The organism is Photobacterium sp. BZF1 (assembly GCF_014349205.1).
Lineage (GTDB): Bacteria > Pseudomonadota > Gammaproteobacteria > Enterobacterales > Vibrionaceae > Photobacterium.
Genome location: NZ_JACSOF010000006.1, coordinates 1 through 12,496, shown reverse-complemented (window position 1 = coordinate 12,496; position 12,496 = coordinate 1). Strand labels below are relative to the sequence as shown.

11 protein-coding genes are annotated in these 12,496 nt (G+C 47.2%); 8 read left to right on the top strand and 3 right to left on the bottom strand.

Features of this window, described 5'->3' with window-relative positions; all coding sequences use genetic code 11:
• The first annotated feature begins 84 nt into the window (after window positions 1-84).
• From BIZ37_RS02095 to BIZ37_RS02080, 4 genes are read left to right on the top strand one after another with little or no spacing between them, the layout of a single operon-like run.
• On the top strand, window positions 85-1,116 hold the full coding sequence (locus BIZ37_RS02095; RefSeq protein WP_187460101.1) for a TRAP transporter substrate-binding protein: 1,032 nt from the start codon (window positions 85-87) through the stop codon (window positions 1,114-1,116).
• A 10-nt stretch (window positions 1,117-1,126) separates the two neighbouring features.
• Window positions 1,127-1,648 carry a TRAP transporter small permease gene (locus BIZ37_RS02090; RefSeq protein WP_187460100.1) on the top strand — a complete coding sequence of 174 codons (522 nt, stop codon included), beginning with the start codon at window positions 1,127-1,129 and terminating at the stop codon, window positions 1,646-1,648.
• Window positions 1,649-1,651: 3 nt separating this feature from the next.
• Complete coding sequence (locus tag BIZ37_RS02085) at window positions 1,652-2,956, top strand: TRAP transporter large permease (protein WP_187460099.1); 1,305 nt, start codon at window positions 1,652-1,654, stop codon at window positions 2,954-2,956.
• Window positions 2,957-3,011: 55 nt separating this feature from the next.
• Window positions 3,012-5,483 (top strand): penicillin acylase family protein, encoded by a 2,472-nt coding sequence (locus tag BIZ37_RS02080; protein WP_187460098.1) that lies wholly within the window; start codon window positions 3,012-3,014, stop codon window positions 5,481-5,483.
• A gap of 112 nt (window positions 5,484-5,595) precedes the next feature.
• On the opposite strand, the gene BIZ37_RS02075 is transcribed toward BIZ37_RS02080, so the two are convergent.
• The gene (locus BIZ37_RS02075) at window positions 5,596-6,600 is read right to left on the bottom strand and encodes a S66 peptidase family protein (protein ID WP_187460097.1); all 1,005 of its coding nucleotides are present in this window, start codon (window positions 6,598-6,600) and stop codon (window positions 5,596-5,598) included.
• A 370-nt stretch (window positions 6,601-6,970) separates the two neighbouring features.
• Between BIZ37_RS02075 and BIZ37_RS02070 the strand changes: the two genes are divergently transcribed.
• The 3 genes from BIZ37_RS02070 (at window position 6,971) to BIZ37_RS02060 (ending at window position 10,179) form a co-directional block, all read left to right on the top strand.
• Window positions 6,971-7,960, top strand: a complete 990-nt coding sequence (locus BIZ37_RS02070) for an ABC transporter substrate-binding protein (protein WP_107296944.1) — start codon at window positions 6,971-6,973, stop codon at window positions 7,958-7,960.
• Between the two features lie 82 nt (window positions 7,961-8,042).
• Window positions 8,043-8,942: a proline/glycine betaine ABC transporter permease gene (locus BIZ37_RS02065; RefSeq protein WP_187460096.1), complete on the top strand. Its 900-nt coding sequence runs from the start codon at window positions 8,043-8,045 to the stop codon at window positions 8,940-8,942.
• Window positions 8,935-10,179, top strand: coding sequence for a glycine betaine/L-proline ABC transporter ATP-binding protein (locus BIZ37_RS02060; protein ID WP_187460095.1), 1,245 nt, complete (start codon window positions 8,935-8,937; stop codon window positions 10,177-10,179). Before BIZ37_RS02065 ends, BIZ37_RS02060 begins: the two co-directional genes overlap by 8 nt.
• 95 nt (window positions 10,180-10,274) lie before the next feature.
• On the opposite strand, the gene BIZ37_RS02055 is transcribed toward BIZ37_RS02060, so the two are convergent.
• Complete coding sequence (locus tag BIZ37_RS02055; protein ID WP_107296947.1) at window positions 10,275-10,649, bottom strand: hypothetical protein; 375 nt, start codon at window positions 10,647-10,649, stop codon at window positions 10,275-10,277.
• Window positions 10,650-10,773: 124 nt separating this feature from the next.
• Window positions 10,774-11,748 carry a GTP-binding protein gene (locus tag BIZ37_RS02050; RefSeq protein ID WP_187460094.1) on the bottom strand — a complete coding sequence of 325 codons (975 nt, stop codon included), beginning with the start codon at window positions 11,746-11,748 and terminating at the stop codon, window positions 10,774-10,776.
• Window positions 11,749-12,010: 262 nt separating this feature from the next.
• Between BIZ37_RS02050 and BIZ37_RS02045 the strand changes: the two genes are divergently transcribed.
• The coding region (locus BIZ37_RS02045) for a PmbA/TldA family metallopeptidase (protein WP_304622259.1) at window positions 12,011-12,496 on the top strand (486 nt) is incomplete at its 3' end.

Sequence of the window (12,496 nt, the reverse complement as noted above, 5' to 3'; positions counted from 1 at the left end):
GACTCATTTTCTTTGTGAAATTAAAATTTGTGTGTCATGTTTATTTTTAACCAAAACCCAAACATGGCAGAAAAGGAATACAGAATGCTGAAAAAAGTGATGATGAAGGGCATAGCTGGCGTAACAGCGAGTATGGTTTTAGCGAGCACATCTTGGGCTGCCGATTATGAGTTGCGCATCGCGACGTGGTTAAGCCCTACGCACACCATGAACCAGGACGTTTTCCCAACGTGGGGGAAATGGGTTGAAGAAGCCACAGAAGGCCGAGTCACTATTAAGCTTGAATACGATGTTGGTCACCCGAAAAGCTTGGTTGATATGGTCGAGGATGGCGCGATTGATGCAGCTTGGACATTCCATGGCTATTTACCGGGCCGTTTTCGCCTACCACAAATGACGGAATTACCGGGTTTGGATGCCGGTGCCGAAGCGGTATCCGTTGCCCACTGGCGTATTAATGATCAGTATTTCAAAGAATCCGGTGAATACGATGGTATCGAAGTCGCTGGGCTATTCGTGCATGGACCCGGGCAAATCCACCTACGCTCGCCTATCGACTCCATCAAAGAGCTAAAAGGTAAAAAAATTCGTGTCGGCGGTGGGATCTCCACCGAGATTGGCAAACGTCTTGGGGTCACAGGTGTAAATGCACCGGCAAACAAAGCCTATGAAATGCTGTCGCAAGGCGTTGCCGACGGCCTGTTCATGCAAATGGATATGATGAAGGTTGGACGCTTCAAGGATGTTGCCCCTTACACAGTTAAACTACCTAATGGCCTATATCTAGGTTCCTTTGGCATTTTCTTAAGCCCAGATTTCATGGCAAAACTATCGGAAAAAGATCGAGAGGCGATCCGAAGTGTATCAGGAGAACGTCTTTCTGCCCTTGCGGGCCGGGCTTGGGCGAAAGCTGATGAAGTAGGTGAAGCCGATATCATTGAGAGCGGTAGCCAAATCACCGACGCCTCTGCAGAAGATATTGCTTTCTTCAATGAACTAATTGAAGGCATGGATCAAAAATGGATCAAAACAGCCAAGCGCCGTGGTGTTGATGCCGAAACCGCACTTGAGGCATTCCGCACTGAAGCACGTAATTATCAACCTATCGAGCTATAAGGGCTGAGACATGCGTGATTCAATATTTAAATTAGTCCAGTGCTGGGAATGGGGAGCCCAGCACTTCGATCGAGTTCTCAAGCTCTTTGCCGGGATAATCTTATTTAGCTTGATGCTAATTACCTGCGTCGACGTTTTGGGGCGTTACTTATTTTCCTCACCACTAGTCGGTAGTGTTGAACTCACAGAGTTATTATTGGGAAGCTTGATCTTTGCCACCCTGCCCTTAATCACTTGGCGCAAAGAGCACATCAGCGTTGACCTAACTGACTCCATCATCCCTACCGCAATTAAAAAAGTTCGCGACAGTATTTTCAATATCTTGGTGGGTATCAGCCTATTTACTATCGGTTTTAAAATCTGGGATTTGGCAGCCCGCTCCCAACGCTACGATGAAATCTCGGAGTACTTGGAAATACCAATTTATTACTTTACCTATTTTCTCGCGATCTCGTGTTGGCTCACAGCCATTACCTCGATTGTATTGGTCGTTACCCAAGCATTTAATAAACAATACGATAATCAAGGATAGATTATGCTCATCACACTGATTGGTTTTGCAGTATTAATGTGTTTAATACTGCTGCGAATGCCTATTGCCTTCGCCATGGGGATAGTTGGCTTCATTGGCTATTCTGCCCTTGGCGATTGGAATTTCAACGGTGCCCTATCGGTAAGTGCCAAGCGCTTAATCGATACATCCCAGGACTATGGGCTATCGGTCATCCCTATGTTCATTCTTATGGGTAATCTGATCACCAAGGCTGGGTTATCCCAAGAGCTGTATCGTGCTTGCTACGCTTTCTTCGGCCATAAAAAAGGTGGCCTAGCAATGGCTACGGTTGCTGCTTGCGGTGGCTTCTCGGCAATATCCGGCTCAAGCCTTGCGACATCTGCAACTATGGCAAAAGTCGCCATGCCATCCATGCGCAAGTATGGCTATTCCGACGGCTTGGCTGCGGCCTCTATCGCCGCTGGCGGCACCCTTGGTATTCTGATCCCCCCTAGCGTGATCTTAATTATCTACGGCGTGCTTACCGAGCAAAGTATTCGTGATTTGTTTGCGGCGGGCTTCATTCCGGGTGTACTCGGTATTGTGTTATATATGCTGGCAACCCGTTACGTTGTATGGCGTAACCCGAAGTCAGGCCCTTGCGGTGAGCGCATGAGCAAGGAAGAAAAATGGCACGCGATCCGCTCAGTTTCTGCCATACTGGGACTGTTTGTACTGGTCATGGGCGGTATTTATGCCGGAATATTCACTCCAACCGAAGCCGCTGGCGTCGGCGCCGGTGGTGCATTTGTTATTGCGCTATACCGTCGTTCGCTAACCCTACCTATATTGCAAGACATTCTGCTAGAAACGGCCAGAACCACAACCATGCTCTTTGGTGTAATAATTGGTGCTCTGATCTACTCAAACTTTGTAAACCGTGCAGGGCTTCCTTCCGAGCTAGTTAACCTCATCCAATCTGTTGGTGCGGATCCTATCCTGGTCATGCTTGCCATTCTTGGCGTGTACATACTGCTGGGAACGGTATTCGAAAGCCTCTCTATGCTACTGCTAACTATTCCTGTCTTTTACCCACTGGTCCAAAGTATGGGATTCGACCTGGTTTGGTTCGGCATTATCGTGGTGGTAGTGACTGAAATTAGTTTAATTACCCCGCCAGTTGGGCTCAATATTTTCGTGCTTAGCGGCGTCATCAAAGACATTAAAACCAGCACAATATTCAAAGGCGTCACCCCTTTCTGGTGTGCCGATATTATCCGTCTGGCTCTATTGCTGTTTATTCCGGCTTTGTCGCTATGGTTACCCGGAATGTTATATAGCGCTTAAACAAACCTAAAAAATAAAAACGATAAGCCTCACTCTAGTGAAACAAGGAATGACAATGTTTAATAAAACTCTAGTGGCACTTTCTACCCTAATTGGCCTAAGTGCCATCAGTGGCTGCAGCACAATATCGGACACACAAGAAATCACCATAAAACGTGATAGTTATGGGACGCCTCATATCTATGCCGATACCACTTATGGTCTTTTTTATGGTTACGGCTACGCCATTGCTCAAGACCGACTATTTCAACTGGAAATGGCAAAACGCAGTGCACAAGGCAATGTAGCTGCGGTATTAGGGAAGGACTACCTGCCTTTAGATATCAAGGTACGCGAACATTACAATCCGCATACCATCAAAGCAGCAATGGCGGATCTATCGCAGGAAGATCGTGATATCTTCCGAGGCTACGCTAATGGCATCAACCAATGGCTCGCCCAGATCAACCAGTCTCCAACCACACTGTTGCCTAAACAATTTATTGATAACGATTTCGCCCCTTCAAAATGGGATGATTTCGATGTCGTAATGGTGTTTGTCGGCTCGATGATTAACCGATTCGGCGATTACAACACTGAGCTTGATAACCAGCAATTATTGGCCTCGTTAACCGAAAAGCATGGCGAAGCACTCGCTCAAGCTATATTTGATACTGTACTCCCTCACCAAAGTGACAATGCCGTTGATACAATTCCAGCCGGTGAATGGAGCCCTGCACAAAGAAACCGGCTCAAAGCTCAACTGATCGCCAAACTAGAAAAACAACAACCGCAGCCCGATGCCAAGCAAGGGTTAGGTGCCGAGCAGCAAGTGCCACTTTTAGCCTCCAATTCCCCGAATACTAATGGTCTGCAGGGAACCTTAAATTGGCGTGGATTTAACGAAGCCCCATTCAGTAATATTTTGGTGCTAGGTAAAGAAAAAACCAATGGAGCCAATGCAGTGCTGATCAATGGCCCGCAATTTGGCTTCTACCGGCCAGCCTATACCTACTCTGTCGGTCTTCACGGTGCCGGCTACGATGCGGTAGGTAACTCTCCCGCCGGCTACCCATTGGTGCAATTCGGTCACAACGGCAAAATTTCTTGGGGAAGCACTTGGGGCGCAGGCGATAATGTCGACCTGTTTCAGCTTGAGTTAAATCCAAATAACGCCGAAGAGTATCGCTACAAAGGAAAATTCATCCCATTTGAAAAAGAGCCCCAAACAGTTAAAGTCAAAGGCCAGCAAGACGAGGTGATTACCGTCTATCGCTCAGTCCACGGCCCCGTTATCAAGCACTCGGCAGAAAATAACCTCGCCTATGCCAAAAAACGTGGCTGGGCAGGTAAAGAGCTTTCAACCCTACTTGCATGGAACAAGGTCTCTAAGGCTGAAAACCACCAGCAGTGGTCGGGTTATGTCGCAGATAGTGCCATCAACGTGAACTGGTACTATGCCGATCAAGACGGCAACATTGCCTATGCCCTTGGCGGTCACTATCCCGTTCGCCATCCAAACTTTGATGGCCGGCTGCCAACCCCGGGAGACGGCAGCGGCGACTGGCTAGGCATATACCCATTCAGCTCCAACCCACAAGTACTCAACCCGGAAACTGGCTATATCGCTAACTGGAACAACCGCCCTGCCGCTGGCTTTCCGAATCCAGACCAGTGGTGGTATAGCTGGAATACCGTTGATCGCAATGTCGAGCTCACCAAACGTGTTGATGCACAAAACAATTTTACCTCGCAGCAAGCGTGGGATTTGATGATGGAAGCCTCGGTCATCGACCCTAATGCTCGCCATTTTGTACCTCACTTAATTGAGCTTGCACAATCGAGTGATGAGCCGGCACACCAGAAAGCTGCAAATATTCTGGCAAGTTGGGATTTTAGCAATACTGACATTAACCAAGATGGGAAATACGACCACCCTGCTTCTACCTTGTTCCGTACTTGGCTCGGGGAAGTGTTAACGACGGCCTATTCACCGGTGATGCCCGAAAGCAAACTGGCTTGGTTTACAAATCCCGGCTATGGCAACAAGGAGAGGGTTCTAGCCAATAGCTATAACATTCAAACCAGCACAAAGGCGCTTTCTGATATTCTGACCAATCCGAAACTATTTGATGAAAGCGACAAGCAGGCAATTAAGCTTGACGCCCTATCGAATGCCGTTGCTTCTTTGACCGAGACTTATGGCGCAAATAGTGACAACTGGTTAGCTAATGTCGATATTCTTCGCTTTGACAACAAGAACTACATTGGTGTGCCGCAAGCTGGCAAAGATGAAGTGTCAGATACCCCACTTGCCCTCAACCGAGGTACTGAAAATAACATGACAGTGTTTAGCGCTGATGGTATTGAAGCCTATGAGGTGGCGGCACCTGGGCAATCTGGCTTCATCGCCCCTGATGGCACCCCGTCTCCTCATTATGATGATCAGTATGAGGACTTCATTAACTTCCGTCTCAAACCAGTTTACTTTGAGCGTGATGTATTAAAAGTAAATGCTGGTTCGAAAACGGTTTTAGCCATCAACTAGAGTCCAGGCCAGAGCCCGATGGTTCTGGCCTGTCTTACGGTTCACTCAAAATCAAACTTCATCTAGCCAAATCTTAAGATACACAACATCACCGCTAATCATTAACAAGGCGTTATTTCAACCACGGCGAAGTAAGACTGAACATCTGCCGGTCAAAGTCTATTTCGCCTTGTACTCCGATGGGAATGACCAGCATAGGATGGGTATGACAGCTATCGAAGCCATTTAAAATTGGAACAGCTTGTCCGTTGAGGACTTCCATTAAAACGTCTAAAGGTTGGCGGCCAGTTCCCTTATCATCAAACAGCTCATGCTTACCCAGCACAATTGCTGAGACTTTGTCGAAAACACCCGATAACTTCAAATGGCTAAATGAGCGCTCTATCGTCTCTATCCCTTTCAGACTGTCTTCAATCAGTAAGATATCCCCTTGCCGGATTTCAGGCATATAGGGGCTTGCCCAAATTCCCGCCATCGTGTTGAGGTTGCCTCCCACGACTCGGCCTTTTATCACCCCTTTACCGTTAAATTGCCAGTCATTTAGTTGAGTCTGTTTAGCTTCCCTCTGGCTTTCCCAATCAATTTTTACATCCGTCCAATGTTCAGGCATTACGTAGTTGTATGGGAGGCTTTGCTGTTGGCAAAGCAGAGCCTCGAAGGAAGCAAATGTCTCATCAACTAATGGAGGAAACTCACCGAACGACGCGACGAGTGCTGGACCGTAGAAAGTCACCAAGCCTGTTCGGGCATAAATCCCCAACAGTAATGCCGTGACATCCGAATAGCCGATAATGATCTTTGGATCTTGCCGTAACGCTCCGTAGTCAATGTAAGGCAATAAGGCATTACTATTACTGCCGCCGATAGTAGAAATTATGCAGCGAACATCTGGGTCACGGATCAACGTATTTAGCTCTTCGGCTCTCGCTTGGATAGTACCGGAACGGTAATAGTCTGACTTCCCCGTCAGGTTGCCCGCTTTCAGGTTAAACCCTTTTTGCTGCAAGAATGCTGTTGCCCTCTCGTACCGCTTCAGGGCAAAACTCGTTGCAGGAGAAGATGGGGAGAAAAAGCCTATGGTGTCACCACGTTTTAGTGGCGGGGGAAAAATTGTCATCCTTGACTCGCTCTTTAGGTGCAATAAATTACTCACCCATCTTAAAGCTATTTCTTTACTTTTTTCCTATTACTTAACAGACACTTAGAGCTCCGTCACAAAGCTTGGCCTAGTACGGCAAGCTCAAGGACATATTTCCGAAACAAAAAATTCATTAGAGCACGAAACATATAAAAACCAACAAAACAAACTAACCGAAGCAAGATGAGAGAACAATTGTGGATATAGAGCCTAATTCCGTTAATTTACGAATTAAAAAACAAAATCTTGTCACATTTGTTCACAATTCATATACAATCTTATTGAACAACTCATTCGAACACTAATAATTGTTGTTGGGTGAACCCTAATTTGAGGAAGGATACTCGATATGAAATACAAAACCCCATTACTGCTTGCCATAAGCGCACTGGCTATGAATGCCAATGCCAGCGAATGTGGGAAAGTCACTATTGCTGACATGAACTGGAGTTCTGCCAGCCTTATCGCAAACATAGACCGCTTTATCTTAGAGCACGGCTACGAATGTGACGCTGAACTGATCCCTGGCGACACCATGCCAACAGGCACTTCCATGATAGAAAAAGGCCAGCCGGATGTAGCCCCTGAGCTTTGGAGCAACAGCTTAAAAGACGCCCTCGATAAAGGCGTGGCTGAAAAGCGCCTACGCTATGCAGGCAAAGCGCTGGTTGACGGCGGTGAAGAAGGATTTTGGGTTCCTTCTTACTTGGTTGAGAAATACCCAGAGATGAAAACCATCGAAGGTATCGAAAAACATGCCAAACTGTTCGAACACCCAGAAGATCCTGATAAATCAGCCTTCTATAGCTGTCCAGCAGGTTGGAACTGCCAAATCAGCGCTGGCAACCTCTTCAAAGCGATGAAGCTAGATGATTCCGGCTTTGTCATTGTAGACCCAGGCTCTGCGGCCGGTTTGTCAGGCTCTATTGCTAAAGCCTATGAGAGGAAAGAACCTTGGTTTGGCTATTACTGGGCACCAACAGCCGTTTTGGGTAAATACAACATGGTCAAAGTCGACTTCGGCAGTGGCATTGATGAAGAAGAGTTCGTCAAATGCACCACTAACGCTGAATGTGAATCACCTAAGACAACTATGTACCCACCATCACCAGTCCATACTGTTACCACTGAGAAGTTTGCTTCCAACGCGCCAGAAGCTTACGAATACTTCACCAAACGTGGTTTCACCAATGCCGACATGAACCAGATTCTGGCATGGATGGAAGATAACCAAGCTGATGGTGAAGAGGCGATGTTCTACTTCCTCGAAGAATACCCACAGATCTGGCAGCAATGGGTGCCACAAGATGTCGCGAAAAAAGTGCAGGACGCACTATAAGCCGCATCTACAATTTCAGGTATAGGATTACCTTGTAGTACGCCAGAGCCCCTCGGGGCTCTGGTAAGAAAAGGAATTAAACATGTCAGAGTCTAATTGGCTTAGTGAATTTCCGGAGATGGATCGCTCCGATCTCCGCGCAATCCGTAAATCACTGGATGGTGCCTATCGCGACTTCTCTCGCGAGTACGGCGACCTCATCGAATCTTTCTTCGACCCTCTGCTTACTTTCTTGGTCTGGTTTGAAAAGCTCCTCATTTCCACCCCCTGGGTTATCGTGCTGGGCGTCTGTACCGCATTAATTTATGCGGCTAGCCGCTCTTGGAAACTTTCTCTAGGCTGCTTTGTTTCCCTCATCCTGATTGGTTATTTCGGCATGTGGGAAGATACTATGCGGACCTTAAGCATCATCACGGTCTGCACCATGCTCGCCATTTTGATGGGTATCCCTATCGGCATCGCTATGGCCCGCTCAAACCGCGTACAAGCAACTGTGACACCCTTATTGGATGTGATGCAGACCATGCCGGCATTCGTCTATCTAATCCCTGTCGTAATGCTATTGGGCATCGGTAAAATCCCAGGCCTGATTGCCGTAGTGATCTATGCCATCCCGCCGGTGATCCGCCTGACTAACCTCGGGATCCGTCTGGTCGATAAAGAAGTATTAGAAGCTGCAACCGCATTTGGGGCTAACAAGAAACAACGCTTGTTGGGCGTCCAGTTACCTTTAGCCATGCCAACTATCATGGCCGGCATCAACCAAACCATTATGATGGCACTTTCTATGGTGGTCATTGCCTCGATGATTGGTGTTAAGGGATTGGGCCAACCTGTACTTAAGTCGATAACCAATCAATACTTTACACTGGGGTTGTTAAATGGCCTTGCCATTGTTGCCCTCGCAATCTTGTTTGATCGTGCATCTCAGGCTTATGCCAAACGTACTCAGGCCCATTTAGGAGATCTTACCCATGACTGAGCCATTGATTGAAGTAAGCGGTCTTTACAAGATCTTCGGGCCTAAGCCAACATCGGTCATTGATAGAGTAAAGAATGGCGAAAGCAAAGATAAAGTGCTCAATGACACAGGGCATACTGTTGGCCTTAAAGACATCAACCTAAAAATCAACAAAGGGGAGATCTTTGTCATAATGGGCCTTTCCGGCTCAGGCAAGTCCACCTTGATCCGACATTTCAACCGTTTGATAGACCCAACATTGGGACAGATTTTGGTTGAAGGTATCGATGTGATGCAGCTGTCTGACGATGAACTGGTTAACTTTCGCCGGCACAAAATGTCGATGGTCTTCCAGCGTTTTGGCCTTCTCCCCCACCGCACCGTTGTCGAGAATGTTGCCTATGGGCTTGAGATCCAAGGTATCAAAAAAACAGAGCGGCTAGCGAAGGCAACAGAGTGGCTGGAAACCGTTGGCCTTAAAGGGTATGAAAATCAATACCCAGCCCAGCTTTCCGGTGGTCAACAGCAGCGCGTCGGCCTTGCCAGGGCGCTAAGCACCGATGCAGAAATCTTATTGATGGATGAGGCATTTTCAGCACTAGACCCATTAATCCGTAGCGAGATGCAAGACCAACTCATCGAACTTCAGGAAAAGCTACATAAAACTATTATCTTCATTACCCACGATTTGGATGAAGCGCTGCGGTTAGGCGATAGAATCGCGATCCTCAAAGATGGCGAACTAGTGCAGCAGGGCTCACCGGACCAAATCCTGCTCCACCCTGCCGATGAGTACGTTGAAGCATTCGTCAAGGACGTTAACCGAGCCCGTGCACTTACTGTCGAAACCGTCATGCAGCCGCCAGCTTACCGCATCACGGCCAAGACAATTGAAGAAGCATTGGTTGAGATGAAGCGAATCAAGCAAGACTACGCCTACAACGTGACAGATGAAGGTTATCAAGGTGTGGTGACTAAAGAGAGTTTGCTCGATGCAGCCAAAACTGATGCTAGCCAGGATCTTCAAGATGATATCTATGAAGAAGTGCCAGTCATCTCACCAGACTCCGTGATTGAAGAGGTCCTTCCCGACACCATGTCATGCGATTACTCGCTACCCGTGGTTGACGAAGACGGCAATTTACAAGGTGAATTGGAGCGTAGTGCAGTTGCGGAAATCTTCACAGATGTCAGCGAGGCTAAGCCTTCCACAAAGGAAGACCCCAGCATCCATCCAGTGATGGATAAAGCCTCTTGAGGAAAGATTCACACTAACGACACCAACTATAGCGCATAAAAAAACCGCCCATATCAGGTATGGGCGGTTTTTATTCTCTTAACTCAAAGGAAGTGTTAAGCGCTCTCTTTCATCGCCGAGATAACCGACGGGTCATTTAACAGATTAAACAGCATGCTTTTCGCAGACGCACGCTGGGCATCCGAAAGTACCTTCTTCGGATTCTCTCGAGCCATAGTCAGGATATTCTTAATAAACTTGCTGTTGGTACCTGAAAGCTCGTACACATAACGTAGGGTATCAAGCAGCTCGCCTTGTGGCAGGCTGTAAACCGCCATTTCACAGCTCAGGCCATCCATCGCTAGGAAATTGTTCACCACTTCCCTGCGCTCGGCATTGAACTTCTCTTTGGCAATATGGCCATCAATCAAAGCCTGCACTCGGTCAGCGATAGCTAAAGGCACTTCCATTGTTTTTGTTTCTTGATTCATTTTGCTTCTCCTGCTCTAGCTGGATATTACTGCCATCATGGCTGGTATAATAGACCAATCGCTCAAGCATGTTAGTTACGGTTCATTCCTGACAACTTTAGACTACTCGCCTTCTAACGAAGGGTTATAAATCTGAGATACTCAACAGTACCTGCTCTAGTTCATCCCAAGGCATAAGTTGGCTATCGATAACTTCGATACGGCTTTCAAAGCCTTCCAGTGTCATCTGGTTTACCGATACCACACCATTGTTGACATTGAACGCATGGCAACCTTTGTTGGTATTGATTACCCCTTTCACACGCTCTGCGGTCAAATTGCAGAACATAGAAAACAACTGGTCAAAATCAAAGGTGACCTCTGCGCCGAAAATCCAGCCACAGCTGAAGTAGCCCTGGCCTTTGTTTTCTTTGCGGATGAACGTTTGGTTTGGTGGCAGCTGAAATTGCGGCTCCATCTCAGCATGTTCATGGTGATGGGCTTCGATTGTAGCGGCCTCTTCTTGCTGCTCTCTTTCGGTATCAAGCAACGCTAGGGGAAACTCACCCTGCTTAACCAGCATACTTGCCAGCTTTTTCGGTTGCTGTGTCGCCACCCAGTGCTCGAAGATCCCAACATCAACCTCGTCGCATTCATCAAGCTTGTTACCAATGACAATCTCTGCAACATCAAGTTGATCGTTGAAGTTTTTGTTTTCCGTATACTTTTTATCAGAGAGGTTACGTGGGTCAACCAAAGCCACTGTGGCTTTCAAATCGATGTAATCTTTGAACTGGTTCGACGTTAGGACCGAGATAATTTTATGGGGATGGCCCAACCCAGTCGGCTCGATAATCAATCGGTCCGGGTTCTGGCGCAGCAGCGCTGTGATCCCCACAGAAGTAGGAACTCCAGCAGTGCAGCACATGCAGCCACCTGGGACTTCTTTGATCATTGCACCGGAATCAGTAAGAATGGCACCATCAATACCAATTTCACCAAATTCATTGACCAATACAGCCCATTTTTCATCGGCAGGCTTATTCTTCAGTAGGTTGAGAATCGTCGTGGTTTTTCCAACTCCAAGGAAACCCGTGATGACATTCGTTGGTATTCGCATAATGAGTGATTTTTCCGTAAATGTTGACGGGAAATTTACATGAAATACGCCCCGGTCTCAAATCATTGTGGCTGTCTTGTGGCGTTGAGGCTTTTGATTTATTTTAGTTTATTACCCAAGATTAAAGTGTTGGGTGAAAAGTCACCCTTTTTGAGCACTTGCCGCTTATAAAACCCGTAAATCCAAGCCATTAATGGCAATTCTGCTCACAATTTGTTTACATAACGTTTTTCGTGAGATTGCTAACACGCAAGGAGCATCTATGCTAAACCCTGCAACAGCGCAAGCAGTGATCGACCATGCCCTCTTCCTTGGCGCCGATTTTGCCGAACTGTTCGTTGAACACCATCAATCCAGCTCTGTCGAGCTGCTGTCCGGTGATATCGACAAAGTAAACTCCGGTATCGATTTCGGTATTGGTGTCCGCCTATTCTTCGGCCACAAGGTGCTTTACGGCTACACCAATAGCACCGATGAAGAAGAGTTAAAGCGCGTCACCAGCTTACTTGCTGCCAAAGACAAACGCGACCAAATCGCCAACGCGGGTGCATTAAACCTTAGCCGCTACCAAAGCAAACATGCTTGTCAGCAGCCGTTGAGCCAGAACCCTAACCTTGAAGCTAAAATAGCCTTCTTGCGCCAGTGTGATACCGCAGCGCGAGATGAAGACGAGAAAATCAACCAGTTCATTGGCCGTATCTTACAACGTGAACAACAAATTGAAATTTTCAACTCAACGGGTCTGCAT

Excerpts from the sequence above, each read along its gene's own strand:
- BIZ37_RS02095 (WP_187460101.1), top strand. The coding sequence starts at position 85 with ATGCTGAAAAAAGTGATGATGAAGGGCATAGCTGGCGTAACAGCGAGT.
- BIZ37_RS02090 (WP_187460100.1), top strand. The coding sequence starts at position 1,127 with ATGCGTGATTCAATATTTAAATTAGTCCAGTGCTGGGAATGGGGAGCC.
- BIZ37_RS02085 (WP_187460099.1), top strand. The coding sequence starts at position 1,652 with ATGCTCATCACACTGATTGGTTTTGCAGTATTAATGTGTTTAATACTG.
- BIZ37_RS02080 (WP_187460098.1), top strand. The coding sequence starts at position 3,012 with ATGTTTAATAAAACTCTAGTGGCACTTTCTACCCTAATTGGCCTAAGT.
- BIZ37_RS02075 (WP_187460097.1), bottom strand. The coding sequence starts at position 6,600 with ATGACAATTTTTCCCCCGCCACTAAAACGTGGTGACACCATAGGCTTT.
- BIZ37_RS02070 (WP_107296944.1), top strand. The coding sequence starts at position 6,971 with ATGAAATACAAAACCCCATTACTGCTTGCCATAAGCGCACTGGCTATG.
- BIZ37_RS02065 (WP_187460096.1), top strand. The coding sequence starts at position 8,043 with ATGTCAGAGTCTAATTGGCTTAGTGAATTTCCGGAGATGGATCGCTCC.
- BIZ37_RS02060 (WP_187460095.1), top strand. The coding sequence starts at position 8,935 with ATGACTGAGCCATTGATTGAAGTAAGCGGTCTTTACAAGATCTTCGGG.
- BIZ37_RS02055 (WP_107296947.1), bottom strand. The coding sequence starts at position 10,649 with ATGAATCAAGAAACAAAAACAATGGAAGTGCCTTTAGCTATCGCTGAC.
- BIZ37_RS02050 (WP_187460094.1), bottom strand. The coding sequence starts at position 11,748 with ATGCGAATACCAACGAATGTCATCACGGGTTTCCTTGGAGTTGGAAAA.